Annotated in this window: 27 protein-coding genes, 1 tRNA gene and 1 pseudogene; 11 read left to right on the top strand and 18 right to left on the bottom strand. The window is 42.7% G+C overall.

Annotated elements, in window-relative coordinates; genetic code table 11:
• Nucleotides 1–27: 27 nt before the first annotated feature.
• From ACQ76V_RS13745 to ACQ76V_RS13735, 3 genes are all read right to left on the bottom strand, one after another.
• Entirely contained in the window at nucleotides 28–1,488 is a 1,461-nt protein-coding gene (locus ACQ76V_RS13745; protein WP_441001080.1) for a M20 family peptidase, read from the bottom strand.
• 144 nt (nucleotides 1,489–1,632) lie between these two features.
• Nucleotides 1,633–2,130 carry a DUF4920 domain-containing protein gene (locus ACQ76V_RS13740; RefSeq protein ID WP_441001079.1) on the bottom strand — a complete coding sequence of 166 codons (498 nt, stop codon included), beginning with the start codon at nucleotides 2,128–2,130 and terminating at the stop codon, nucleotides 1,633–1,635.
• Between the two features lie 21 nt (nucleotides 2,131–2,151).
• Nucleotides 2,152–2,628 carry a GAF domain-containing protein gene (locus ACQ76V_RS13735; protein WP_441001078.1) on the bottom strand — a complete coding sequence of 159 codons (477 nt, stop codon included), beginning with the start codon at nucleotides 2,626–2,628 and terminating at the stop codon, nucleotides 2,152–2,154.
• 124 nt (nucleotides 2,629–2,752) lie between these two features.
• Between ACQ76V_RS13735 and ACQ76V_RS13730 the strand changes: the two genes are divergently transcribed.
• Complete coding sequence (locus ACQ76V_RS13730; protein ID WP_441001077.1) at nucleotides 2,753–3,427, top strand: MarC family NAAT transporter; 675 nt, start codon at nucleotides 2,753–2,755, stop codon at nucleotides 3,425–3,427.
• A gap of 68 nt (nucleotides 3,428–3,495) precedes the next feature.
• Here the strand turns inward: ACQ76V_RS13730 and ACQ76V_RS13725 are convergent, their stop codons facing one another.
• Nucleotides 3,496–4,266 carry a type III pantothenate kinase gene (locus ACQ76V_RS13725; RefSeq protein WP_441001076.1) on the bottom strand — a complete coding sequence of 257 codons (771 nt, stop codon included), beginning with the start codon at nucleotides 4,264–4,266 and terminating at the stop codon, nucleotides 3,496–3,498.
• Nucleotides 4,267–4,399: 133 nt separating this feature from the next.
• On the opposite strand from ACQ76V_RS13725, the gene ACQ76V_RS13720 reads away from it, so the two are divergent.
• The 4 genes from ACQ76V_RS13720 (at nucleotide 4,400) to ruvA (ending at nucleotide 7,580) form a co-directional block, all read left to right on the top strand.
• Nucleotides 4,400–4,864, top strand: a complete 465-nt coding sequence (locus ACQ76V_RS13720) for a DinB family protein (RefSeq protein WP_441001075.1) — start codon at nucleotides 4,400–4,402, stop codon at nucleotides 4,862–4,864.
• A gap of 50 nt (nucleotides 4,865–4,914) precedes the next feature.
• Nucleotides 4,915–6,318 carry an alanine/glycine:cation symporter family protein gene (locus tag ACQ76V_RS13715; RefSeq protein ID WP_441001074.1) on the top strand — a complete coding sequence of 468 codons (1,404 nt, stop codon included), beginning with the start codon at nucleotides 4,915–4,917 and terminating at the stop codon, nucleotides 6,316–6,318.
• A gap of 64 nt (nucleotides 6,319–6,382) precedes the next feature.
• A complete protein-coding gene (gene ruvC, locus ACQ76V_RS13710) occupies nucleotides 6,383–6,961 on the top strand; it encodes a crossover junction endodeoxyribonuclease RuvC (RefSeq protein WP_441001073.1) in 579 nt (192 codons plus the stop codon).
• Between the two features lie 16 nt (nucleotides 6,962–6,977).
• The gene (gene ruvA / locus ACQ76V_RS13705) at nucleotides 6,978–7,580 is read left to right on the top strand and encodes a Holliday junction branch migration protein RuvA (protein ID WP_441001072.1); all 603 of its coding nucleotides are present in this window, start codon (nucleotides 6,978–6,980) and stop codon (nucleotides 7,578–7,580) included.
• A 52-nt stretch (nucleotides 7,581–7,632) separates the two neighbouring features.
• On the opposite strand, the gene ACQ76V_RS13700 is transcribed toward ruvA, so the two are convergent.
• Both ACQ76V_RS13700 and trkA read right to left on the bottom strand, forming a co-directional pair.
• Nucleotides 7,633–9,129, bottom strand: coding sequence for a TrkH family potassium uptake protein (locus ACQ76V_RS13700; RefSeq protein ID WP_441001071.1), 1,497 nt, complete (start codon nucleotides 9,127–9,129; stop codon nucleotides 7,633–7,635).
• On the bottom strand, nucleotides 9,126–10,466 hold the full coding sequence (gene trkA, locus ACQ76V_RS13695) for a Trk system potassium transporter TrkA (RefSeq protein WP_441001070.1): 1,341 nt from the start codon (nucleotides 10,464–10,466) through the stop codon (nucleotides 9,126–9,128). Before trkA ends, ACQ76V_RS13700 begins: the two co-directional genes overlap by 4 nt.
• 319 nt (nucleotides 10,467–10,785) lie before the next feature.
• Between trkA and ACQ76V_RS13690 the strand changes: the two genes are divergently transcribed.
• The 4 genes from ACQ76V_RS13690 (at nucleotide 10,786) to ACQ76V_RS13675 (ending at nucleotide 14,004) form a co-directional block, all read left to right on the top strand.
• Nucleotides 10,786–11,466: a response regulator transcription factor gene (locus tag ACQ76V_RS13690; protein ID WP_441001069.1), complete on the top strand. Its 681-nt coding sequence runs from the start codon at nucleotides 10,786–10,788 to the stop codon at nucleotides 11,464–11,466.
• Complete coding sequence (locus ACQ76V_RS13685; protein WP_441001068.1) at nucleotides 11,463–12,557, top strand: sensor histidine kinase; 1,095 nt, start codon at nucleotides 11,463–11,465, stop codon at nucleotides 12,555–12,557. Before ACQ76V_RS13690 ends, ACQ76V_RS13685 begins: the two co-directional genes overlap by 4 nt.
• 18 nt (nucleotides 12,558–12,575) lie before the next feature.
• Nucleotides 12,576–12,827 carry a hypothetical protein gene (locus tag ACQ76V_RS13680; protein ID WP_441001067.1) on the top strand — a complete coding sequence of 84 codons (252 nt, stop codon included), beginning with the start codon at nucleotides 12,576–12,578 and terminating at the stop codon, nucleotides 12,825–12,827.
• Nucleotides 12,828–12,918: 91 nt separating this feature from the next.
• Nucleotides 12,919–14,004, top strand: coding sequence for a mannose-1-phosphate guanylyltransferase (locus ACQ76V_RS13675; protein WP_441001066.1), 1,086 nt, complete (start codon nucleotides 12,919–12,921; stop codon nucleotides 14,002–14,004).
• Between the two features lie 60 nt (nucleotides 14,005–14,064).
• Here ACQ76V_RS13675 and ACQ76V_RS13670 read toward each other — a convergent pair whose 3' ends face one another.
• From ACQ76V_RS13670 to ACQ76V_RS13660, 3 genes are read right to left on the bottom strand one after another with little or no spacing between them, the layout of a single operon-like run.
• On the bottom strand, nucleotides 14,065–14,826 hold the full coding sequence (locus tag ACQ76V_RS13670; RefSeq protein ID WP_441001065.1) for an MBL fold metallo-hydrolase: 762 nt from the start codon (nucleotides 14,824–14,826) through the stop codon (nucleotides 14,065–14,067).
• Between the two features lie 3 nt (nucleotides 14,827–14,829).
• A complete protein-coding gene (locus ACQ76V_RS13665) occupies nucleotides 14,830–15,138 on the bottom strand; it encodes a hypothetical protein (protein WP_441001064.1) in 309 nt (102 codons plus the stop codon).
• Between the two features lie 4 nt (nucleotides 15,139–15,142).
• Nucleotides 15,143–15,931, bottom strand: a complete 789-nt coding sequence (locus tag ACQ76V_RS13660) for a hypothetical protein (protein ID WP_441001063.1) — start codon at nucleotides 15,929–15,931, stop codon at nucleotides 15,143–15,145.
• Nucleotides 15,932–16,000: 69 nt separating this feature from the next.
• Between ACQ76V_RS13660 and ACQ76V_RS13655 the strand changes: the two genes are divergently transcribed.
• Nucleotides 16,001–16,516: a glutathione peroxidase gene (locus ACQ76V_RS13655; RefSeq protein WP_441001062.1), complete on the top strand. Its 516-nt coding sequence runs from the start codon at nucleotides 16,001–16,003 to the stop codon at nucleotides 16,514–16,516.
• A 78-nt stretch (nucleotides 16,517–16,594) separates the two neighbouring features.
• On the opposite strand, the gene apaG is transcribed toward ACQ76V_RS13655, so the two are convergent.
• Nucleotides 16,595–16,987 carry a Co2+/Mg2+ efflux protein ApaG gene (apaG, locus tag ACQ76V_RS13650; protein WP_441001061.1) on the bottom strand — a complete coding sequence of 131 codons (393 nt, stop codon included), beginning with the start codon at nucleotides 16,985–16,987 and terminating at the stop codon, nucleotides 16,595–16,597.
• Nucleotides 16,988–17,110: 123 nt separating this feature from the next.
• On the opposite strand from apaG, the gene ACQ76V_RS13645 reads away from it, so the two are divergent.
• A tRNA-Asp gene (locus ACQ76V_RS13645) sits at nucleotides 17,111–17,184 on the top strand.
• 397 nt (nucleotides 17,185–17,581) lie between these two features.
• On the opposite strand, the gene ACQ76V_RS13640 is transcribed toward ACQ76V_RS13645, so the two are convergent.
• The 8 genes and pseudogenes from ACQ76V_RS13640 to ACQ76V_RS13605 all read right to left on the bottom strand — a co-directional run.
• The gene (locus ACQ76V_RS13640; protein WP_441001060.1) at nucleotides 17,582–18,862 is read right to left on the bottom strand and encodes an NAD(P)/FAD-dependent oxidoreductase; all 1,281 of its coding nucleotides are present in this window, start codon (nucleotides 18,860–18,862) and stop codon (nucleotides 17,582–17,584) included.
• Nucleotides 18,863–19,083: 221 nt separating this feature from the next.
• Nucleotides 19,084–19,848, bottom strand: coding sequence for an SDR family NAD(P)-dependent oxidoreductase (locus ACQ76V_RS13635; protein ID WP_441001059.1), 765 nt, complete (start codon nucleotides 19,846–19,848; stop codon nucleotides 19,084–19,086).
• Between the two features lie 190 nt (nucleotides 19,849–20,038).
• On the bottom strand, nucleotides 20,039–20,512 hold the full coding sequence (locus ACQ76V_RS13630) for a universal stress protein (RefSeq protein ID WP_441001058.1): 474 nt from the start codon (nucleotides 20,510–20,512) through the stop codon (nucleotides 20,039–20,041).
• Nucleotides 20,513–20,684: 172 nt separating this feature from the next.
• Complete coding sequence (locus ACQ76V_RS13625; RefSeq protein ID WP_441001057.1) at nucleotides 20,685–21,425, bottom strand: pirin family protein; 741 nt, start codon at nucleotides 21,423–21,425, stop codon at nucleotides 20,685–20,687.
• A 13-nt stretch (nucleotides 21,426–21,438) separates the two neighbouring features.
• Complete coding sequence (locus tag ACQ76V_RS13620; protein ID WP_441001056.1) at nucleotides 21,439–21,843, bottom strand: DoxX family protein; 405 nt, start codon at nucleotides 21,841–21,843, stop codon at nucleotides 21,439–21,441.
• Between the two features lie 60 nt (nucleotides 21,844–21,903).
• Nucleotides 21,904–22,395: a VOC family protein gene (locus ACQ76V_RS13615; RefSeq protein ID WP_441001055.1), complete on the bottom strand. Its 492-nt coding sequence runs from the start codon at nucleotides 22,393–22,395 to the stop codon at nucleotides 21,904–21,906.
• 88 nt (nucleotides 22,396–22,483) lie between these two features.
• A complete protein-coding gene (locus ACQ76V_RS13610; protein WP_441001054.1) occupies nucleotides 22,484–23,062 on the bottom strand; it encodes a YceI family protein in 579 nt (192 codons plus the stop codon).
• A 46-nt stretch (nucleotides 23,063–23,108) separates the two neighbouring features.
• Nucleotides 23,109–23,416, bottom strand: a pseudogene (locus ACQ76V_RS13605) (SDR family oxidoreductase); the annotation flags it as partial.

Genomic DNA, 23,416 nt, shown 5'->3' with positions numbered 1-23,416 from the left:
TTATCTTAGCCTTCCAAAAAAATCTGTCTACAACTCTGATGTCCCATTTTTAATCAAACGTATTTGAAACTCTACCATCTCGATATAATTATCTACGCTTATTCGCTCATCAATGCCATGCACCCGGGAACGGTCTTCGTGGCGGGCTCGTATGGGACGAAAACGATAAATATTGGATGTTAAATCGTGGAAATGCCGGGCATCGCTGGCAGCAATAAATAGCGAGGGGGAAACCAGTACCTGACTAAATGATTCTTCTATAGTCTGTTTCAACATCTGGTACGGAGCAGCCCTGGTACTTGATACCGGAGATGGATTACGTGCCCGATCTAATACGCGAACATTGATATTATCATTACGAATTCTATCTCGTACATATTCTACCACATCGTCGATCGTATCATTGGGATGCACCCTGAAGTTAATGATTACGCGTCCATCCACCGGTAATACATTTTCTTTGAAACCGGCCTCAAAAATTGTCTTTGCCGCCGTTGTACGAAGGGCCGCATTTGTTGCAGGATTATTGCTCAGCTTACTTTTAATAATTCCCCTAAATAGCCAGGTATTATTAAAAGCCATCCGCTGGGTAAATGACATATAGGGAATCAACGGCTCAAACGTTTCTACAATTAATCCACGGTAATGTGCTTTCATGGGTTTTTGCTCAATGCGATTAACAGCCCTGCTAAGCGTTCCAATTACTGAAGAACGGGTCGGCATCGATGAATGTCCCCCATCCTGAGTATATCTAAGCTCAATGTTAATGGATCCCTTGGAAGCCACTCCGATCATTGCCAGGGGAACCTCTACATTCGGAATAATCTCCTCAGCAATGGGCAGTCCCTCATCAACCAAATAAGCTAATTCTATATCCTGTTCTTGTAAATGCTCTGCTATTTGCTGCGCTCCACGAACTCCGCCAACCTCTTCATCGTGATGCAGGGCAATGTAAAAGGTGCGCTCCGGTTCAAACCCTTGCTCTAATAAATATTCCAGTGCTTCCATAATCGACATAACGCCGCCCTTATCGTCCAACGCACCGCGTCCCCAAACAAATCCTTCATCCACTTCTCCGTCAAATGGAGAATACTGCCATAACCTATCATCGCCATACTTAACGGGAACCACATCATAATGCCCTATCATCATGGCTGGTTTTAGTCCACTGTTACTTCCCTCCCACTTGTAGAGCAAGCTGTACTGACCAATACGTTCACTTTCCATATTGTCATGTATGCTTGGATATTTTTCACCCAAGAAATCAATAAAATCTTCGTAAGCCTCAAAATTGATCTCTGAAGTATCCTCTAAAGATACCGTTTGATACTGCAAACCTTGACTGAGTCGATCAATAGCCAGGTTTTTATCAATTTCGAACGAAGCTGTAGAGTTTGAAGTATTTGGATTACTCACCTTCTTTGAAGAACTACATGAGACCAATAAAAGGCTCGTAATAAATATTCCTACCCCCGTTATCCACTTCATACTTGTATTCAGTTAAATCATTAAAAAACAGAGTGTTGTGTTATCCAGCGATTAGGTTCCATTCAACAAACAAATATAAACTCATCAGCAAGAATCAATGGAAAAGCCACTATAATATGATCAGCTGGACAAAGAAAACTTTTCCTATAAATCGAATATTTTAACTGAGTTTGCAACTAAGTTATACTCTTTTTCTGCCATCTCTATCTTGTCCGGATTTTCTCCAGCATCTTCTGCATAATGCTTCGCCTGGTCTTCAGTAAGTGGTTTAACCTTAAATACCCCTTTCAACTGAACTTGCGCACCAGCCGCATCGGTGGGAATAAAAAACTTATAGTCCTTAAAGGTAATGCGAATATCTTTATCACCGGCCGAGAGCATAAAAAAGCACCCCTTCTTTTGGCATACCTGCTTAATAGTGCCCTTCGTTACTACTTCTTGACCCTTAAACACATTACTGTTTTCTACCAAATATTCCGGAGCAAAAAACTGGGCATCATCCGGAAATTCAGATCCATAGACCTCGTAATTTTCTCCCGTTGCTACCGGCTCCGATAGTTGCTTTGCCTCGTTCCCATTTTGGGCCATTCCGATATTGGTCAAACACAATATTCCAAGAATTAACGTAGCGCAGTATTTCATAGTTAACTTTGTCATTTTTAGTTAGAACAGTGGTGAAACAAGTTCACAAACCTTCTCCAGCACTTTGCGGTGTCCCTCGGTCATTGAGTCTTTGGTATGCGAATCAATATCCAGCTCCGCAACAAACTCTCCATTTTTCTTTATGGGGACTACAATCTCGGCTTGTACATGCACGCTGCAAGCCAGATAATTGTCTTCTTGACTTACATCCTGTACCACAAAAGTCTCGTTCGTTTCAGCGGCCTGACCGCAAATACCTTTTCCAAAGGGAATACGCGTGTGATCTGTCTCTTCACCGACATAGGGTCCCAACACTAATTCGCGATCTGCATCGGGATCAACAAGGTAAAACCCTACCCAATCAAAGACTTCAACATTTTCAGCCAGCAACTCGCAGATCTGTTGCAATTTTTCATCGCGCGATGCATCTTCACCATCCACAATTTTGCTGACCGTTTTTGTAAGTGAATTGTATTGTTGTCCTTCTGTTTGCTTCATCAATAACCTATTTAACACTTAAAAATTGGAACGTAAATCTAAGATTTAATTTAACACTTGGAAAGCCTTCTTCGTTGGTAAAAGCTGTTAAACTTCTTCCTGCTATTTTATATCTTCCGCACTTATGTTTGAAGATTTATTAAGCCAAAGCAACGTTTTTACTACCTACTTATCGGGAACCACTACTCTTTTTATAGCGGCCTTTACCTCTATTATTTCGGTTGCTAATCCTCTGGCAGCAATGCCCGTATTCATCTCCCTTACCGAACAAAACAGCGATGCCGAACGAATTTACGTGGCCAAGAAATCATCGTTCTATATGTTTGTTGTACTCATCATTTTTCTACTGGCCGGAACGTATATCATGAGCTTCTTTGGTATCAGTCTGCCGGGAATACGTATTGCGGGAGGACTCATTATTCTCCGCGCCGCTTATGCCATGTTGAATCCAGAAGCATCAGAAAAGAAAATATCAGACGAGGCCCAGGAAGCAGCCAAAGAAAAAGAGGATATTTCTTTTAGTCCCATGGCAATGCCTATGTTGTCGGGCCCCGGAAGTATTGCTGTTGTTATTGGCTTGGCATCACAGGCTGAGGGAATCCTTGACTTAGTTATTGTAAGTGGTGCCATTGTGCTGGTAGCCCTTATTTCGTACGGCGTATTACGACTGGCTCCCTTCTCAGCAAAGTATATTGGCCCCACCGGGATGAATGCCATTACCCGAATGATGGGATTTATCGCAATGGCCATTGGGGTACAGTTTATTTTGAATGGAATTTCGAAGTTTTTTGGTGTCTAAGTAGTAAATGTGAGACGGCAGATGTCAAACGACAAACAGAACATGTTTTACATCTGCCGTTTGCCCTCTTACTTCTCATCCTGCCTTTCCATAATCAGCCGCAAACCATCGAGCGTGAGCATGGGGTCAATAACATCAAAATAATCAGTATGCTCGGCTATTTTTTCTGAAAGGCCACCCGTGGCAATTACTTTGGCCGCCCCGCCCATCCGTTTTCTCATACGGTCGATGAGTCCTTCAATCATGCATAGATGACCCAGCACCAATCCTGACTGCATCGCCTCCATTGTACTACCCCCAATAACTTGCTTCGGAGGCTCCAGCGGAATCTGCGAAAGTTGTGCCGTTTCCCCCACCAAAGCATCGATAGTGACTTTGAGTCCGGCACAAATTGATCCCCCAATTAATTCGCCGGGGGTTTGCACAACCATAACAGTGGTGGCTGTCCCAAAGTCTACGACAATACAGTCATCCTCAAACAACGCATAGGCTCCCACAGCATCAGCAATAAGATCGGCGCCCACACTTTTGCGATTTAACCGTTTAATCTTAAGACCCGTATCCACTTCGCCGTCCAAAATTAACGCTTTGGTATCCGACTTTTCTTCAAAAACCTCACTGATGATCTGCGTAAGCTGTGGGACAACACTGCTTATGATAATCCGGCTAAAACGGTCGAAGGTCAACTCAAACTCGCTGAACAAACTATTGAAAAGCACTGCATATTCATCGGCCGTTTTATCGGTATCGGTTTGGATACGCCACTGGTATTTCCATTCTCCATTTGAAGAGGCTCCAATAACAATGTTACTATTTCCGATATCAAGAGCGAGCAGCATATTTCGACATCAATTTGATTAATATTATCAAGCAGCTAAAATAGGAGGGCTCTCAACTACTTCAAAATTTGTATTATATTTACGAATCTGATATGCTCTTTAAAACTATCGATTTAAATAAAAGAATGTTTTTATGAATACGGCAGAACATTTTCATCGATTATTTTCCTATGATAATTGGGCCAATGAACAAGTTTTACTGAGCCTGCAAGATCATCTTGGCTTTGAGAGATCAGATAAAGCGGTCGCATATTTTGCCCATATTGCCGGGTCGCAACAAATGTGGTTTAAACGGATTAAAGAGGAATCAATTGATGATGTGGAAATTTGGCCTGACTATGGGTTAGCAGATGCACTGCAAAATATGAAGACGCTCAACCAACAATGGAAACAGCTGGTCAATGCAACTGATAATTTTGATCAAATAGTCTCGTACACCAATTCTAAAGGTACCCCTTACGAAACGCCTCTTTCTGATATTCTTTTTCACATCATTATTCACGGTCAGCATCATCGTGCCCAGATCGCTAAATTGTTACGAAATGCAAAAATTGATCCCCCGGCCACCGATTTTATCTTCTTTAGTCGCGCTAATTAGTATATTCCCCTTCTCAAAAGTCATCTATTAATTAAATACTGCTATTTAGTTTGAAATTTATTGAACAAGCGCTAAGTGCTTTTTCGAGCTTTATGTGGGGCATGCCACTCGTTTACCTGCTGGTAGGCGGCGGACTTTTCTTTCTGATTTATTCACGCTTTGCCCCTTTCAAATATTTTAAACACGCCCTTAATATCCTTCGCGGTCGGTATGATGATCCCGATGACCCCGGCGATATTACTCACTTCGAGGCCTTATCCAGTGCTCTCGCTGCTACTGTTGGCATGGGGAACATCAGTGGGGTAGCCGTTGCCATTTTTATGGGCGGCCCCGGAGCCCTTTTCTGGATGTGGGTAAGTGCCTTTGTAGGAATGGCTACCAAATTCTTTACCTGCACACTGGCTATTCTGTATCGAGGTGAAGATTCCGAAGGCAAGGTGCAGGGCGGACCGATGTACGTAATCCGCGAAGGACTCGAAAAAAAATGGGGTGGAAATTGGACCTATCTTTTCAAACCGCTGGCCGGACTATTTGCGCTGGCCGGCATTTTTGGCCCTCTGCCCATTTTTCAAGCGAATCAACTCACACAAATTTTACGTGATTCCATTTATATCCCCCAGGGATGGGTAGCGGCCAATGCCCATTTCGGGGGTGATATCATCACCGGGCTTGTACTCGTAGTAATCGTTTCCATTGTGATTTTTGGCGGTATTACACGCATCGGCAAAGTTACCTCCCGACTGGTACCGACCATGGTTATTATTTATGTAGGGTGCGTAATTGCCATACTGGCTGCACATATTACCGAAATTCCTTACTACCTGGGACTTATCGTGACTGATGCTTTCACCGGCAAATCGGTGATGGGCGGAGCAGTCGGCTCTCTTATTGTAATCGGCATTCAACGTGGTGTCTTTTCAAACGAAGCCGGACTCGGTACCGAAGCCCTTGCTCACGGCGCAGCCAAAACCAAAGAGCCGGTTCGCGAAGGCTTGGTTGCCATGTTAGGACCTGCCATTGATACCATTATTACTTGTACGATGACCGCCCTGGCTATCTTGGTGACCGGAGTGTGGAAATCCACCGAAGCAAACGGAGTTACCCTTACTCTTAATGCATTTGATCAAGCACTGCCCGAATTTGGTACCTATCTACTGATTATTTGCGTTGTCTTCTTTGCCATCAGCTCCATGCTTACATATTCCTATTATGGGACAAAATGCCTGGGCTACTTGATCGGTGCTGACAAACAACACTGGTACAACTATTTTTATGTCGGCTCCATTATTTTTGGATCCGTTGCTTCTATTGGCGCCGTTATTGATCTCATTGATGGCATGTTTGCACTGATGGCCATCCCCACGATGGTATCTACAATATTACTGGCACCCAAGGTTAAAGAAGCAGCCACCAGTTATTTTAAACGGATCGACACCTTTAAAACCTTCAAATAATTTGTCGATGAGAAATCCCTCTTAAATCTGTTATATTTAAACAAATTCACTTAATAATAGATTTATGGCTGATGTCATCCTTGGTATCGATCCCGGGTCGCGCAACACCGGCTATGCTATCCTCACCGAAGAGGACAGCAAACTGGTTGCCCTACGCTGTGATGTTTTAAAAATGGCACACATGGATGATCATTCTGACCGACTGCAGTATATCTTTGAAGAAGTATCCAAAATCATTTCCTCTTTTAATCCGGATTCTTGTGCTGTGGAAACCCCTATTTATGGCGTCGATCCACTGGCCATGCTTAAACTGGGACGAGCCCAAGCAGCAGCCATGCTGGCTATCACCAATCACGATATTGGAGTTACAGAGTATTATCCCAAACAGGTAAAAAAATCCATTACCGGTAATGGAAATGCCAGCAAGGAGCAAGTGGCTTTTATGCTGCAAAAGACCGTATCCCTGCCCGATGAAAAGCTATCCAAGGACGCCACCGATGCACTGGCTGTGGCATGGTGTCACTTAATGAAGCAAAATAGTTTTAACCGGCAGGCTCCCAAATCCCAAAAGAAAACACACCAAAATAACAGTAAATCGAGCTGGGCCGATTTTGTAGAAAATAATCCTGACCGAGTTAAATAAAGCACTTCCACTTTTCATGATTGCATATTTAAAAGGTTCCGTCCACGATAAATCACCGGAACAAGTTATTATTGATGTCCGCGATGTTGGCTATCTGCTTGAAATCTCCAACCAAACGTATGAGGAGTTGCCGGACACAGGTGATGAGGTTGAGTTGCTGGTATATCACCACGTAACCGACAACGATCAGCGTCTTTTTGGCTTTGCCAACCAAAAAGAAAAAGATCTTTTTGAACTGTTGATTACCGTAAAGGGGGTCGGCCCCAAACTGGGACTTACTATTCTTTCCGGACTTCCCGCCCAAGAAATTACGGGGGCCATCGTTCAGGAAGATAAAAACGCCCTTTCCAAAATAAAGGGTATCGGGAAAAAGACTGCTCAGCGCATGATCCTTGAGCTCAAAGATAAAATTTCTGAAATGGTGGATGCGACCTACTCAGCTGATGGTGACACTTCGCTTAGCAGTAATGTAAAAGAGGAAGCCGTTTCTGCCCTGCAATCACTCGGCTTTAAAAAGCGGGATGCCGAAGAATCGATTGAGCTTGCAGCCAGAAATGAGGACTTTGATAGTGATGTGCAAGAATTGGTTAAAAAAGCCTTATCCCAGATGGATAAATAATAGCAAGTCTGCAGTTTGCTCTATTTTGAATATTATCATATAACGGCCTTTTTTAATTTCTCCAATATCGAGGGATAAATATTACAAATACCGTAAATAATTCAAGGCGTCCGGCCCACATCAAAAAGATCATAACTATTTTGGAAAGCGGTGAAAAGGCAAGGTAGTTATTCATTGGTCCCACAACCCCAAATCCGGGTCCAATATTACCTATACAAGCTGCAGATGCACTCATTATGTCCAAGGTTTCCAGCTCAAGACCAATGCGGTACGATTCTATCTCAATGATTAGCGCCCCCATCAAAAATGTAAATATATACAGCAGGATCATGATTGTTACACGCCGGGTTGTTTTGTCCTTAATGATATTTTTGCCAACCCGTATCGATTGAACGGCGCGGGGATAAATGGTGGTAAAGAGTTGCTTAAAGAAAGTTTTTATGGTGACTATCCAGCGGAAAACCTTAATACCACCGCCGGTACTCCCGGCACAACCTCCGATAAACATCATCATAAACAACAGGGTTTGTGCCATTGAGTTCCAGGTATTAAAGTCGTGGCTCGCATATCCCGCAGTCGTTACAAAAGTAAGTACTTGAAAAATACTGTGCCGTATAGCGTCCAACGGGTCCTCAAAAGTATTGCCGAACACCATTGCAAATATGATTGCCCCTGTTAAGAGAAGGATAAAGCTATAAAAAAGAAATTCGGTGTCTCGGTACAGTTTCCGGGGATTACCGGTAAACGCTCTCCACATGATGGCATAATTTACTCCTGCCATAAACATGAATGGAATAATAATCCATTGTACCGTTGCTGAAAAAGCCGCAATACTTTCAGCTTCGGGGGAAAAACCACCGGTAGGCATTGTCGTCAATGCATGAGCTACGGCATTATAAAGATCCATCTTGGGAGACCAGCCGATTAAATGAGAGCCATAAAGCAGAAGCCCAAGGGTTATGGTAAGACCAATATAGAGCAACCATAAAATCCTTGCCGTTTCTACAATACGCGGGGTAATTCGGTCAAACTCTGTTCCGGGGGCTTCGGCTTCGATTAACTCTGATCCCCCTACGGATAAACGAGGCAAAATGGCTATCCCGAGAACAATTATTCCCATGCCGCCAAGCCACTGTGTGATTTGACGCCAAAGCATAATTTCGGGGCTATGAGTATCAAATGAAATTGAAGCCATTACGGTAGCTCCGGTCGTCGTAAAACCGCTCATGCTTTCGAAGAAAGCGTTAATTGGAACCGCTACGGTCCCTGATCCGGCCAGCAAATAGGGAAGCCCGCCAACCAATGTTACGCCCAACCAACTTAATGATACCAGCAGAAAAGTCTCTCGCAGTCCCAATTTGGGATTGGTGTCAAGTTGTTCCAATGCCGTTCCAACAATCAATGCAATTCCGATGGGAAGTAAAAAAACCAATGGATTTTCAGGACCAAAAAACGAATAGATAAATGGTATGCCAAGCGGTACGGCAAGCCACTTTAAAATAGAGCCAAACAAGCTCAAGACACATAAAACATCAACCTGTTTTCTCATAGGCTTTCAACAATATCTTCAGCTTTTCCTGTTGTCAGAATCACCAATTGATCTCCCAACTTTACGGATGTATCGGACGTAGGAGGAATAAAATGGTTTTGCCGCACTATGGCGCCGACTACCAAAGGTTGGTCAAAACTTTTCTTCAACTCTTCAATGGTTTTATCCAGAACGGTGCTTTCTGAATCAATTTTAATTTCAAAAACCTCTCCACTTTCATGCTCCAGCTCTGTTAAATTACCTGCATAACTTTTTTGAATGTAATTAGTAATGCTGGACGCAACTACTTCTCTGGGGTGAATTACACGTGTAATATCCAATGATTCAAAAAGCGTCAAATACTGCTGTTCATGAACAATGCTCACCAGTCTCGGGGTTCCACAATCTTTTCCTATCAGAGTCACCAATGCATTGGTGGCATCATCATCAGTACTAACCAACAAGATATCAGATTCTGGAATATTCTCTTCTTCCCAAATCGAACGTTCGGTGATATCTGCCTGTAACACCATCGCTTGGGATAGATGTTCAGAAAGAAATTGTGCCCGGTCGGGATCCTTTTCAAAAATACGAACGCTCAATGGAGTATCCTCTAATAATAATGCCGTCTGGAAACCAATATCCCCACCGCCGAGAATATCAAAGGTATCTTTCACAGGTTCCATTTCGGCCGATGCTATGGATATTCCAAAATCATCCACTTTTTGAGGAGACCCAAATACGGTAATTCGATCCCCCTCTTCAAAAACAGCACCCTCAGGAGCAAGCATAAAATCACTATCGCGAAAAATGCCGGCAACGTTAATTTCGGAATGCTCATTACATTGCTGAATTTTTTTGCCGATCAGGTCGCTTTCACTTTCCAGCTTAAACTCTGACATTTTTATTTTTCCCCGGCAATACATCTCTTCATTTATTGACTCTTGACGAGTAGATTGAAACCAGAGAAGCTCTGTAATTTGTTTTGCCGTTAAGTTTGATCGGTCAATCATCGCATCAATACCAAACGCTCCCTCCCTTGTATTCCAAATATTGGCAAGGGACGGATCAGAGACCCGTGCAATGGTAAAGCAATCGGTAAGAAGCTTAGCCATGCTGCCAATAAGAACATTGGTCTGATCTTCTGAGGTTGTCGCTACTACAATATCAGCATCTTCAATTCCTGCTGATTTTAACACCTCTTCCTCCAGCCCATTCCCGGCCGTCACATTAACATCAAAAGGTATGCGATCCAGATTACTGGCATTTTTATCTACCATTGAGATCTCGTGATTATCACTGAGATCTTTCATCACACTCGTCCCTACCTGACCCGCGCCAACAATAAGTATCTTCATTTCAATTTATTTTATACTGATACTAAAATTCATATCACTGATGATATATACTCAAAATAAGCTTTCAGCCAAATCCATAGATTCATAATCCTTTTGAAGGATTAAAGAATATTCTGCCTATTCTAAAGTAAAGTAATAGGAATAATTTTCAATAAATTGCTCAAAGAAAAACCGAGCAAAGCACCATCACTGAAAATTCATAACAATTATTTAACAGCTCTGCTGTTTTAATTGCGAATAGGGCTTTGTACTATTGCTTCTTAAATTAAAAGCAATGTTTTACTTACCTTAGTTTAATATAGCAATCAATTTTTGAGCCGTGCCTGACAAACAAACCATTTTAGTAGTAGACGACGAACAAGACCTTCTGGACTTAATTGAATATAATCTTAAGAAAGAAGGGTTTAATGTACTAAAAGCCGAAGACGGCAAAGAGGGTATTAAAGTGGCCCGAGAACACAATCCCAACCTTGTGTTACTGGATATTATGATGCCCAAAATGGACGGCATGGAAGTGGTGGAACGAATGCGCGCCGATAAAGACCTTAAACATATTCCCATTATCTTTTTAACCGCGCGAGGGGATGAAAAAACAGAGGTCGAAGGTCTGGACAAGGGGGGCGATGATTATATCACCAAGCCAATTAGCACCACCAAGTTGATTTCTCGTATTAAAGCCGTATTACGCCGGTTTGAAAAAACCAGTCAGATGGTCGACAAAATTAAAGTACATGATATCGTCATTGATAAAGATCGCTATATTGTCACCAAAGGCGATGAGGAGTTCCAGATGCCACGTAAAGAATTTGAGCTTCTTTACTTTTTAGCCAGCCGAAAAGGCAAGGTTATGGATCGCCAAACCCTGCTTAATCAGGTTTGGGGCAACAATATTTATGTAGTTGATCGCACTGTCGATGTTCATATCCGGAAAATTCGTGAAAAGATCGGCAGCGAATATATTGAAACGGTTAAAGGAGTCGGTTACAAGTTTAAAGAATGAGGAAAAACCCTTTTCAAAAATCATCACGTCTTGCTTTCCGCAGTGCCGTTTATTCTGCTTTGTGTATCGGCACCGGAGTTGGTATTGCTGCTAAATTTTTGCTGGGTTCTACCCTAACGGCTTCATTTGTTGCAGGTGGAGTCTTTTTTGTGCTATCCGGAATTACGGTCTACCTGATTATATATACACAGCAATTTTCCCGCCTGGAGACCCTCAACCAGATCAATAAAAATATTCTGAAAAAACGCTTCCATGATTACGAAGAGCTGCAAACAAAAAATAATGATGAGCTCGACTACCTAATCAAACAAACGGTACGAGCCAGCAAAACCGTAGAACGCGAAATACAACGTCTCAACAGAATTGAAAACTACCGTAAGGAGTTTATTGGGGATATTTCTCACGAGCTTAAAACACCTATCTTTGCCATCCAAGGGTTTATAGAGACGCTCTTAAACGGTGCGATTGATGACGAGGAAGTCAATCGCAAGTTCCTTGAAAAGGCGATGCGTAACGTCAATCGTCTTATCTATCTTACCAAAGACCTGATGGCAATTTCCAAATTAGAGACTGGTGAGTTAAAATCTGACATCCAGGATATTAACCTTGGCAAAATAATAACTGACGTTGTTGACAATCTTCAATACAAAGCCAAGAAAGATGTCGTCTCTCTCAAAACCAAAGATATTCCTGAACATACGTTTGTCACCGCCGATCGTAATCAAATCAAACAGGTTCTTACCAATCTTGTTGAGAATGCCATCAAATACAACTATAAAGGCGGGCTTGTGACCGTTGGCGTTAAAGATTATCCCAAGAATAAGAACCGCGTGTTGGTATATGTAAAAGATACCGGTATTGGCATTAGCCAGCAGTACATTGAGCGCGTCACCGAACGGTTTTTCCGGGTGGACAAATCCCGCTCGCGCGATAAAGGGGGAACGGGGTTGGGATTGGCCATCGTTAAACATATTATGGAAGCCCACGACGAGGAGTTCTTTATTGAAAGTACCCCCAGCGTGGGATCTACTTTTAGTTTTACGCTCAGCAAGGTCGATCGCACACCTGCAGAAGCGGAACTAACCAATTAAGTGCCACCAAATATTCTGATGAATAACCCAGAAACCACCCTTCTTTTTCTCATTACCGGACTCATTACGGCCAGTGGCTCACATGAAGCTATGCCGATCCTGAAAAAAACACGGATGAAAGTTGTAAACAAACAATACCTGGAGGCTATTTTTGCAGCTGAAAAAATTGTAGAACACTATCCTGACACGGCTTTTGCAGAATCCGCCCGTGATATTATTCATCTCATTAATACGCACCACCTCGATGAAGAGTATTCCGTAACCATTTAAAATCTGGTTTTGGCAAAAGTTCTTCACACTTGTAGTGATTTTCAATACCTTCCCTTTCCAAATTCATCAATACTAACGACCATTCACCTTTATGTTACATGCCGTAATTATGGCCGGCGGATCGGGTACCCGCTTTTGGCCGCAAAGTACAGAAGCTCATCCCAAGCAATTCTTGAATATTTTCGGCGATCGCACTATGCTGCAGGATACCGTTGATCGGATCGAGCCCCTGATCCCCGCTGATCGGGTCTGGGTCATTACCAATGACAAGTACGTAGATTTGGTGCAGGAACAGCTCCCTGATGTCCCAACCAATAATATCGTTGGTGAACCGGTGGGTAAGAATACCGCTCCCTGTGTTGCAGCAGCCGCCACGCTCATCCAGGAAAAAGATCCAGCGGGTACGATGGTCGTACTTCCCGCCGATCACCTGATCGGCAAGCCTAAAACATTTTTATCTATTTTGGAAGCCGCTAAAGCCAAAGCTCAGGAATCCGGTGCACTGGTGACCATTGGCATTAAGCCCGATCATCCCGAAACCGGTTACGGCTACATTGAGTTTGATAAAAGCTCATCCCAATTATATAAGGAAAGTGAAGTCAAAAAAGTAAATCAGTTTCGGGAGAAACCTGATCTGGAAACAGCCAAAGAGTTTATTGACTCGGGGAACTTCCTCTGGAACAGCGGGATGTTCATATGGAAGGCTTCAACCATCCTGGAAAAGTTTAAGCAACATCTGCCTACTATTTTTGATGAGGTCGAAAAGCTGAAGCCCGCTGTCGGTACCGATAATCAAAAAGGGGCTATTGATGAATTTTATTACGGATGTACCTCCATTTCTATTGACTACGGTATTATGGAGCAAGCTGACCAGGTTTTTGTCGTCCCCGGCTCATTTGAATGGAATGATGTTGGAAGCTGGCGCGCCGTTTATGACTTGCGATCAAAAGACAAGGATAGCAATGTTATACAAACCGATACCGCGGCCACCGCTGATGCCAAAAACAATCTCATCCAAAGTAAAAGTGGAAAAATGATTGCGCTTGTGGGCGTCGAAAACCTTGCCGTTGTTGAGACAGATAATGCCATTTTGGTTTGTGACCTGGACCATTCTCAGGGAGTAAAGAAAGTTGTTAACAAATTAAGAAAGGATGAGAACCTGAAGAAATTTGTTTAAAAAGATTACTGCCCCTCACCCCTCAAAAACCCTTATACAACACTTGTCGATATTATGACTTCACTCAATGGTAAGCGTTTGCTGGTCGTAGGCCAGGCGCACATGATTGGGCAGACGTTCATTGGATTCCTCGTGGTTTACGTATGAATTCATATGGCACAGATAGGTTTGGGGGATATCAAGCTCGTTTGCAATATCCACCGCTTCAGGTATCGTCATGTGTGTAGGGTGTTCCGGTCTCCATCGCAATCCATCTAAAACCATCACTTTTGAACCTCGAATACGTTCTTTCGTTGCTTCGGGCAGTTCTTTCACATCCGTGATGTAGGAGACATCATTTACCCGATAGCCCAATACCGTCACTTGTCCGTGAATGGCAGGTAGAGGTGTAATTTTTAAATCCCTGAATGATATGATATCGGTAATCTCCTGTAAATTGATATCCGTTGCCCCCGGATAGCGATCGGGACCAAACATATACTCAAAGCGTCTTCGTATAGCATCTAAACAAGTAGCACTTGCATACACCGGAATCTTTTGCTCCTGCTTATAACAAAAAGGGCGCAGATCATCGAGCCCGGCAATATGATCCATATGCTCATGTGTAATCAATACCAGATCGATTTCTGATAGTCCAGCGCGTATGGTTTGCAAACGGAACTCGGGCCCTGTATCAATAACAATAGACGACTCTTCGGTTTGTATCCACGCCGAACAGCGCCAGCGAATATTGCGTGGGTCCCCATCAATTTGCTCTTTGCCAAAACCCCCGGCGGTAGGTACGCCCATCGAAGTTCCGGTGCCTAAAAAGGTTAACTTCATTGGTTAAATATCAATATCCATTTCTTCAATTTCGCTGTCTTTAAACTTATCAAACCGTTCCCAAAGCCCTTCAAGCTGTTTACGAATCACCGGTTTAATATAAATGTCTGCTAATTCCTGTTCTTTATCCTTGAGAACTCGAGCCAATAATCCTACCTGTTGCTGCTCAGGTTTCTTTTTATTCAACACCACTAATTTTCGTCCCTCCATCACGCAGGAATCTCCTCGGAATGTTCCTTTTTCCTTACGGATGGTATAACCTAATTGTTCTACGAGCTCTTCAAGTTCTAAAAGCAGCTTTTCAGTTTTCATCAGTTTAAAACGTAATTCCTATTTGAACACTATGGCCTTTCAAGTTGTAATCGTAGACATCCTCTTCAATATTATAACTGCGAAAATCATATTTATACCCTAAAGAAAGTCCCTTGTCGCCAAATAACCGATCAAAATACACCTTACCATGAGCATTTAGAGTTCCTATTGATCCGCCAAAAAATCCTCCCGTCGCAAATGAAAATCCATAGGTGGGAACCGCACCAACTTCAAACCGAATATTTTTCACCGGTCGCCATACCCCATTTATGCCCCCGCCCGCGGCAATCATCCCAAATTGAAATCTACTTGTGGTAGGCAATAACAGAGATCGGTTGTTTGTAATGTTCGTATACCGGGATGCAATACGAAGGGGAATCTTAACCCTTACGTTGGAACTTCTATACAAGTTAAGCCCAAAGTCATAATTTCCGCCGGTATGAAAATAGGAAGCATCATCTATTCCCGTTATTTTGCCCCCAGTAGAAAGATACAGGCTAAGTCCCACTGTATTATATCCGGCAACTAATACAGGTCCATCATACTCAAAAATCCCCGCTCCATTTATGGTTGGCTCTCCTTTATACGAAGCTTTCATAGACTCAATGCCTATAAAAATTTCAGACATGGGGGTACTGAATCGAGGACCTGTTTCCCCCACAGAAAACATTTGGGCTTGTAGCTGATTAATCCAGCCACCGATTAAGATCAGGACAACCGTAAAAACGGAAGTAAGGATTTTAATTTTTTTTTCAAAAAACTGGGAATTCTTTGTTGTAACTTTACATTTCATATATATCATCCATTTAAATAAGGTGTAAAATCTATGAAAACCGTAGGACTCTTAATAATACTTTTATCTATGTCGTTAAATACTGCTGATACAACCACAGATTCTGTTTACGAGTTCAAAACTACAAACATTGACGGAAAAGAAACATCACTGAATAAATATGAGGGAAAAGTTTTATTAATCGTCAACACCGCCTCAGAATGCGGCTACACTCCTCAGTACGAAGGGTTACAGGCATTATATGAAAAATACAACGATGATGGACTTGTTGTATTAGGTTTTCCTGCTAATAATTTTGGCGGACAGGAACCGGGAACGGATGAAGAAATAAAACAGTTTTGTAAAGTGAACTACGAGGTGGGTTTTCCGATGTTCTCTAAAATATCTGTCAAAGGTGAGGATCAGCATCCCTTGTTCTCATATTTAACAACGGCTGACAATCCTGATTTCACCGGAGCAATAAAATGGAATTTTGAGAAATTCTTGATTAACTCGAACGGAAAACTGGTCCATCGCTATCGAAGCGGTGTTAAACCACAGAGCGATACAATTATTGATGCAATAGAAAAGGAATTAAACAGTTAGATAAGATGTATCCCTAATACATCCCATCACCATCCCGACGGAGGGCCGTAACTGATACTTGCGGTCCTCCTTTTTTGTTTAATTCAATACGTGTGAAATTAATAAAAACTCTGGGATACGAACCTTTATTAATTTCCCATCACCACGTTCCATAGTATAATAACCACGCATGCTACCACGATACGATTTTAGCACACAGAAGCTGTTGTAGTCATGCTGTCCACCTGGTTCAATAGTGGGTTGTAATCCAATTACCCCTGCTCCATCCACTTCGTGATCCTGCCCGCCGGAGTCTTCAATTTTCCAATGTCTCCGTAACAATTGTACTGGTTGATTCCCCATATTTCGAATGGTAACAAAGTATGCAAATACATGTTTATGAACAACAGGGCTTGATTCTTCTTCCAAATATACCGGTTTTACCTCTACACTGATATCGTGAGAAACCTCAACAAAAGTGGGCTGATACATAAAATGGATTAGCTTTATTTTTGTCTATGGTAATAAATTCCCGGTATGAATCAAAAGTTATAAAATTGCGGAAATTATGCTTGACATAAGAGTAAAAAGGTCGTTATATTTGGGCTCTCATTTGGTCCGGTAGTTCAGCTGGTTAGAACGCCTGCCTGTCACGCAGGAGGTCGCGAGTTCGAATCTCGTCCGGATCGCTTTCCGATAAGCCGCTGGCTCGCAAAGAGTTAGCGGCTTTTTTGTTTCCCGAAATTAGCCTTATTTCTACCTTCCATTTTCGGATTTGGGTAACATTTGGGTAACAGAATTAGGCACTTCTACCCAAAATTTTCTTTCCGAACTCCTAAAATTCTGTGCGAAGTTTCTCTCTGCTCACTCAGCTGCTTAACTTTCCTTCTTATCCCAAAACAACATTTCATAAATCACTAAGCTTGGATCTTTGGGAGGATCTGTAAGCTCCGCTCTACTCTCATAGATTTTTCCTGCACAAGTATCAGGCATGGGGAAATAATAATACTCTTCCCTCTCAAAATCCCATTCTACAAAGCTGATCTCAAAAGACTCGATCTCTCTATCAGTTTTATCCGTCGCATTTTATAAGGTTTCTTGATCTATTTGCTCCGTAGGACGTACGATCATACCCAGTGATTGATCCTCCGTAAAATAAGCGGTTGTCCAGTTCCACATGGTTTTAATGCGATTCCGATAGTTGATCAGCTGGAAAAGGTGTACAAACAACCACATAGCCCAGGCTACCCAGCCAGTTACGGTTTTAGAAGGTACTGTAAGATCAGCGGTGGCCTTACTCTTGCCTATGATGGCCATTGATCCCTTATCAAAGTAGTGGAAGGGTGTTAAGTCTTGGCCCTGTTCCATGGCAATAAAATTCCTCGCCAAGTGCTGACCTTGCTGCATGGCAACATTGGCCAGTTGGGGATGACCTTCGGGAAAATTCTCATCAGTTTTCTGCAAGGCGGCATCACCGATCGCATAGATATTCTCGGTGTCTTTTACCTTATTATATTCATTCACCAGCAAGCGATTGCCCCTGCCATAGCTTTCTTCGGGAATCCCTTCAAACACCCGGGCTGTTACCCCTGCGGTCCAGATCAAGGTCTCGGTCTCGATGGTGTCGCCGTCTTTAAAATAGACAGTTTCATTCTTGTAGTCTTTAACCATCTTTTCGAGCTTCACATGGACCCCCATCTTCTTAAGAGCTTCATGGGTATATTTTTGGGATTTCTCGCGCATTGGAGGTAGTACTGTAGGCGCAGCATCTACAAGAAATATATTTAGCTCATTGCTGGTTAGCTCCGGATAAATGTTTTCCAGCATGTTATTACGCATCTCAGCCAGCATGCCGGCAACTTCAACACCTGTAGGTCCCGCTCCTGATATGACGATATTTCGAAGCTTGGCTTTCTTATCAGGATCATTGGTATAGGTAGCTTCTTCGGTTTTTTGCAGCAGGTAGTTGCGCATTTCTACCGCATCGTCAATGGTTTTCATCGGCAGGGAATTTTTCTTGATGTTCTCCATCCCAAAAAAATTGCTTTTGGTCCCCGTAGCAATCACGAGCGAATCGTATGCTAATGCACCTGTAGAGAGCTGCACCTTGTTGGTTTTGGGTTCTACCTTTTGGAGCTCCCCCATCCTAAAACTGACGTTATCAACATCTTTAAAAATAGTACGGAAAGGAGTACTGATGCTTGAAACCTCAAGCATACCAGTTGCTACCTGATACAGCAGTGGAGGGAAATAATTGTAGTTGTTTTTATCTACCAGCGTGACGTGAAAGCCTTTCTTGTTAGAAAGTTGTTTTGCCAGGTTTACACCGGCAAATCCACCGCCGATAATGATAATTTCCTTATCCATAATATTTTCCTCTTTTTAACTTTCTCGAATTACTTTAAAGGTGTTCTTTCGGTGCTCAAAATTCATTGATGTTTGCTAAGAAACATCCTTGATATATCTCAATAGAAAATGCCTGTAGGGGGTAACCCCACAGGCATTTGTAGATTATATATAGTCACTTATGAAAAAGTAACCATAGGAATGGAGTTATATTTGGTTTATCTATATTACAAAGCTGGCTTCTATGTTGTAAATCCACCGTCAACCACAAAGGTATTTCCGTGGGCATAAGAGCTTTCGTCAGAGAAGAGAAAAGTTACCATATTACTTATATCTTCTGGCTGCGCATAACGATGCATTGGAATCTGTTGCTCATATCCTGCTTTCACTTCCTCTCCATGACCCGGTTTTGCCCCCTCTTCCAGTGAACGCATCATACGGTTATCTACTGGTCCCGGATGGACGGTATTCACTCTGATATTACGTTCACCCAGTTCCTGGGCAGCAACGCGCATAGTTCCAATTATGGCGTGTTTGCTGGTGTTATATGCCACCATACCCGGACTGCCTACCAAGCCTGCCACAGAAGAAGTTATAACGACACTTCCGCCATTCTCCATTTTGGGAGTTACATATTTCATTCCCAAAAAGACTCCTTTTACATTAACAGCCAGTACTTGGTCAAAGGTGTCCTCTGGATATTCACTAATAGGTTTAACAACGCCCTCTATGCCGGCATTGTTAAAGAACAGGTCAATTTTCCCATATCTTTCCAATGCTGTATCAACATAATTTTGTACGTCTTCGGCGTCAGTTACATCGGCTACTGCGTAGGAAATGTCAAGACCTTTCTTTTCAGCTTCCTGCTGCCTTTCTTTCAGGCTCTCTTCGTCGATATCTACCAAAAGAACCTTGGCACCTTCGTTAGCTAATTTTTTAGCTGTAGTAAATCCAATACTTCCTGAGCCACCTGTTATGATGGCGACTTTATTTTCTAAACGTTTCATAATATTCACCTTTCTTCATTAGAGTTTAACTTCTTGTGTTACTTTAAGTAACTCTATTAGTGCTCGAATCTCATTGACTTCTGCTAAGAAAAACCCTTGACAAATCTCAATAAAAAGGCTGCTGTAAGGTTACCCCAGGCTTTTCTGATCAAATAGAAAAGGACCCTTGCTGTATAGCTGGTCATTTGAGTCAGGCTGCACTTACTAAGTCTGGATTAATAGTTACTACCGGATGAACCGAAAGTCGTACAATTTTCTCTGTTGTTGACTTAAGAATGCGATGCTTAATTCCGTTACGTTTTTGTGTTGTTAGGACTATTAAATCATAATTGTCCTGTTCGGCATATTTCGCAATAGTTTTTGAAGGGTTTGGGGCAATTCGTACAATACCGTCACCTTTATTTTCAGGCTGAAGGTAGCTGTCCATAAGCTTTTTTAATTTTCCAGACGTCCGCTCTTGGGCATAAGGATATACGTCTTGCTCCATATCAAGGGGCATACTAAGCTGTTCCAGACTTTCACTGAAGTAATGAAGCGTAGGAATTATATGGATAAAATCTACTTTTGCTCCATATCGGCCAGCAATTTTTTGGGCATAGCTATAAGCATGTGATGCATTATCAGAAAAATCAGTTGGGACTAATATTTTATTTATAGAATGCATAGCAGTTAATTTTTATTAAACAGTTATAACTTTCTTGAACTACTTTAAAGGTGCCCTTTTGGTGCTGAAATATCATTGATGTTTGGTAAGAAAAACCCTTGATATAGCTCAATAGAATATAGCCTGTGAGTTTACCACAGGCTCTCTACATTTATTAAAATGGAATAGACTTTCATTTTGTATAAAGCCCATTCCGTGAATACGGTGCCTGTGCATCCAGCACAAAAAAGACCAGATCCGAATCCTCATTTGCTTCCAGAATCAACTGTTCATCTTTTACAATCAGCTGATCGCCCTCCTCGACACTTTCACAATTACTACCAACCGCTACATTCCCGCTAAACAGGTACAGAAATCCGGTATTCCCCTCCAGGCTGGGAGTTTTGATGATGTTTCCCACTTCCAGATGCAGGTCGTAAAACAACACTTCACTTCTGAATAGCATCGGGGCTTTGGATCGCTCGTGTCCGGCAAGCAAACGCCACTTATTTATGCTATTTATTACATCCGGCTCATAAAATTGCACCTTTGGTTTCAGGTTATCTGCTTTGGGACGGATAAATATTTGCAGCATCTCCACTGTTTCATCGCCCTTACGGACGCCCTCTTCATGTTGAATACCACTCCCTGCATTCATCAGCATCAGATGTTTATTGTTAATGGGTATGTCATTGCCGTCACTATCCTTGTGATGCATCGTGCCTTTGCGCAGGTAGGAGAGAATTTCCTCATTCTGATGCAGGTGCATCGGTACCAGCGCGCCGCCTTCGAGTGTGGCGTGTTCCAGCCGCCCGATCTGGGCAATGCCATGATCGTTGGAGTCCGGTATGGATCGGCCCAAGGGAAGAAACCGCGAAGTAAACGGTCCCCGGCTTACTGTGTGTCGTTCATTTGAATTGGCAATGTGTATCATAGGATTTTCCCTTCTACGAAGTTGAACCAATAAGCTGCGTTACAAAAGCAGGTTCGATTTCGTCATCCAACTTTTGGAGTGTTACGTAAGAGACCGTTAAAACTCCTAACAATACAAGGGGAGTAAGAACAGCAGATATGGGATCGGCCGCTGCTGCGTGGGCAATACTGGCGGAAATCATATTGATGGTGAAGCCGGCATAAACCCACTCTTTAAGACGTCCTGTAAATGGTGCCAGCAACAGCAGGACACCAATTATTTTGGCTATACCCAGCTCTATTCGAAAGTAATCCGGGAATCCCAAGTGCTCAAAAGTTTGCGCCATTTGCGGACTAATAAAGTACATCGTTGCACTGAATAGCATCATGGCACTGAAGATTCCAGTAGTAATCCAATAGGTAATTTTCAATTTATTCATTGTGATAAAAGGTATTTCTGTTACGATTAGTTGTTGTTCCGTTTAGATTCAAAGGGTGTTTTAACTCAATTCATTTAGCAGGTCCTGGACGTCAAGAGGCTGGGTAATCATCTTGACTGAGCCGTCCTCGGTGTATTCCCATTCCTCACGGGGACGATCGCGGTACAGTTCCACGCCATTGCCATCAGGATCTTTTAGGTAGATCGCCTCCGAGACGCCGTGATCGCTGGCTCCATCAATAGGGTATTCCTCATCAATGAGGCGCTGTAAAATTTCAGCTAAGTCTTTCCTCGTAGGTAACAAAATAGCAGTATGGTACAACCCTGCACTATTGCGTGGAGCAGGTGGACCTCCTTTGCTGTGCCAGGTATTGAGCCCGATGTGATGGTGATACCCGCCGGCTGATAAGAAAGCCGCATTCTCGCCATACATGGTCGTCAGCTCAAAGCCGAGCAGGTCACGATAAAATTCAAGTGCCCGATCCAGATCAGACACTTTCAAATGCACATGTCCGATGCGTGTTTCCGGCGGTGTGGTGTAGTTGTTTTCCATGGTAATGTGATTGGTTTTAAATATTCTTTGTTGAAAATTTACAAGACCCCGAAGATTTTCGGGACCTTATATATTTCCACAAAAGGGATTAGTTCTTAGGCATAAACTCACCATCCGCCTTAATCTGAACCTCATTGCTGATCATGGGTGGTGGAAAATCACCTCCAAGATTAAACTCAGTCCGATCAATCGAACCGGTAATTTGAATGCCGGCTTTAAGATTGCCTTGGGTCATATCATTCTGGATTGTTCCACGGTAAATCATGGTCACCGTTACCGGTTTGGTTGTGCCGTGCAGCGTCAGATCTCCAGTCAGTTCGTATTTGTCATTGCCTACTTCTTTGATATCCCTACTTTCGAAGGTCATCGTCGGATACTTTTCCACGTTAAAGAAGTCAGGGCTTTTCAGGTGGTTGTTGCGTTTTTGGACGCGCGTATCAATAGAGGCTGTTTGAACAGTCAACTCTACCTTCGCATCGCTGAAATCATCCTCGTATGTTTCAATGGTGACATCATAGTCTCCAAAATATCCGGGCACGTCAGCAATACCCAAGTGAGTAACGGTAAATCCAAGCTTCGAATGCGCAGGGTCTTCCACCCACGTATATTGCGCAAAGACACTGCCAGGAAGCATGAAGAATGATAGAATAAAGATTAGTTTTTTCATTGGTTTTATTGATTTATGGTTGATTAGATTAAGTAGTAGTGAATAATTATTGTTTTGCAAATTCTGATATAAAGGTTTCCAGTCCGGTAGGCTTGCGACCGAGCAGGTTCTGCATATCATCATAGGTGAAATCAAGCGCGCCATTAACGAAAGTTGTGGCGGTCATCACACTCATGGCAATCTGCTCTTCGGGAAGCCCGGCTTCGGTCAACGCTTGTTCAAAGTCCGAGACAGAAATATCGCTGTAGCTAATCTCCTTACCGGAGGCTTCACTCAGCAAGTCAGCAATTTCATCAAGCGTGTAGGCTTGCGCTGAAGTAATTTCGTAGATGCTGTTTTTGTGTTGTTCTGCAT

It is taken from the genome of Fodinibius sp. SL11, from assembly GCF_052060035.1.
Classification (GTDB): Bacteria; Bacteroidota; Rhodothermia; order Balneolales; family Balneolaceae; genus Fodinibius.
This window is presented reverse-complemented; position numbering and strand designations above follow the sequence as displayed.

Excerpts from the sequence above, each read along its gene's own strand:
- ACQ76V_RS13745 (WP_441001080.1), bottom strand. The coding sequence starts at position 1,488 with ATGAAGTGGATAACGGGGGTAGGAATATTTATTACGAGCCTTTTATTG.
- ACQ76V_RS13740 (WP_441001079.1), bottom strand. The coding sequence starts at position 2,130 with ATGAAATACTGCGCTACGTTAATTCTTGGAATATTGTGTTTGACCAAT.
- ACQ76V_RS13735 (WP_441001078.1), bottom strand. The coding sequence starts at position 2,628 with ATGAAGCAAACAGAAGGACAACAATACAATTCACTTACAAAAACGGTC.
- ACQ76V_RS13730 (WP_441001077.1), top strand. The coding sequence starts at position 2,753 with ATGTTTGAAGATTTATTAAGCCAAAGCAACGTTTTTACTACCTACTTA.
- ACQ76V_RS13725 (WP_441001076.1), bottom strand. The coding sequence starts at position 4,266 with ATGCTGCTCGCTCTTGATATCGGAAATAGTAACATTGTTATTGGAGCC.
- ACQ76V_RS13720 (WP_441001075.1), top strand. The coding sequence starts at position 4,400 with ATGAATACGGCAGAACATTTTCATCGATTATTTTCCTATGATAATTGG.
- ruvC (WP_441001073.1), top strand. The coding sequence starts at position 6,383 with ATGGCTGATGTCATCCTTGGTATCGATCCCGGGTCGCGCAACACCGGC.
- ruvA (WP_441001072.1), top strand. The coding sequence starts at position 6,978 with ATGATTGCATATTTAAAAGGTTCCGTCCACGATAAATCACCGGAACAA.
- ACQ76V_RS13700 (WP_441001071.1), bottom strand. The coding sequence starts at position 9,129 with ATGAGAAAACAGGTTGATGTTTTATGTGTCTTGAGCTTGTTTGGCTCT.
- trkA (WP_441001070.1), bottom strand. The coding sequence starts at position 10,466 with ATGAAGATACTTATTGTTGGCGCGGGTCAGGTAGGGACGAGTGTGATG.
- ACQ76V_RS13685 (WP_441001068.1), top strand. The coding sequence starts at position 11,463 with ATGAGGAAAAACCCTTTTCAAAAATCATCACGTCTTGCTTTCCGCAGT.
- ACQ76V_RS13680 (WP_441001067.1), top strand. The coding sequence starts at position 12,576 with ATGAATAACCCAGAAACCACCCTTCTTTTTCTCATTACCGGACTCATT.
- ACQ76V_RS13675 (WP_441001066.1), top strand. The coding sequence starts at position 12,919 with ATGTTACATGCCGTAATTATGGCCGGCGGATCGGGTACCCGCTTTTGG.
- ACQ76V_RS13670 (WP_441001065.1), bottom strand. The coding sequence starts at position 14,826 with ATGAAGTTAACCTTTTTAGGCACCGGAACTTCGATGGGCGTACCTACC.
- ACQ76V_RS13665 (WP_441001064.1), bottom strand. The coding sequence starts at position 15,138 with ATGAAAACTGAAAAGCTGCTTTTAGAACTTGAAGAGCTCGTAGAACAA.
- ACQ76V_RS13660 (WP_441001063.1), bottom strand. The coding sequence starts at position 15,931 with ATGAAATGTAAAGTTACAACAAAGAATTCCCAGTTTTTTGAAAAAAAA.
- ACQ76V_RS13655 (WP_441001062.1), top strand. The coding sequence starts at position 16,001 with ATGTCGTTAAATACTGCTGATACAACCACAGATTCTGTTTACGAGTTC.
- apaG (WP_441001061.1), bottom strand. The coding sequence starts at position 16,987 with ATGTATCAGCCCACTTTTGTTGAGGTTTCTCACGATATCAGTGTAGAG.
- ACQ76V_RS13640 (WP_441001060.1), bottom strand. The coding sequence starts at position 18,862 with ATGGATAAGGAAATTATCATTATCGGCGGTGGATTTGCCGGTGTAAAC.
- ACQ76V_RS13635 (WP_441001059.1), bottom strand. The coding sequence starts at position 19,848 with ATGAAACGTTTAGAAAATAAAGTCGCCATCATAACAGGTGGCTCAGGA.
- ACQ76V_RS13630 (WP_441001058.1), bottom strand. The coding sequence starts at position 20,512 with ATGCATTCTATAAATAAAATATTAGTCCCAACTGATTTTTCTGATAAT.
- ACQ76V_RS13625 (WP_441001057.1), bottom strand. The coding sequence starts at position 21,425 with ATGATACACATTGCCAATTCAAATGAACGACACACAGTAAGCCGGGGA.
- ACQ76V_RS13620 (WP_441001056.1), bottom strand. The coding sequence starts at position 21,843 with ATGAATAAATTGAAAATTACCTATTGGATTACTACTGGAATCTTCAGT.
- ACQ76V_RS13615 (WP_441001055.1), bottom strand. The coding sequence starts at position 22,395 with ATGGAAAACAACTACACCACACCGCCGGAAACACGCATCGGACATGTG.
- ACQ76V_RS13610 (WP_441001054.1), bottom strand. The coding sequence starts at position 23,062 with ATGAAAAAACTAATCTTTATTCTATCATTCTTCATGCTTCCTGGCAGT.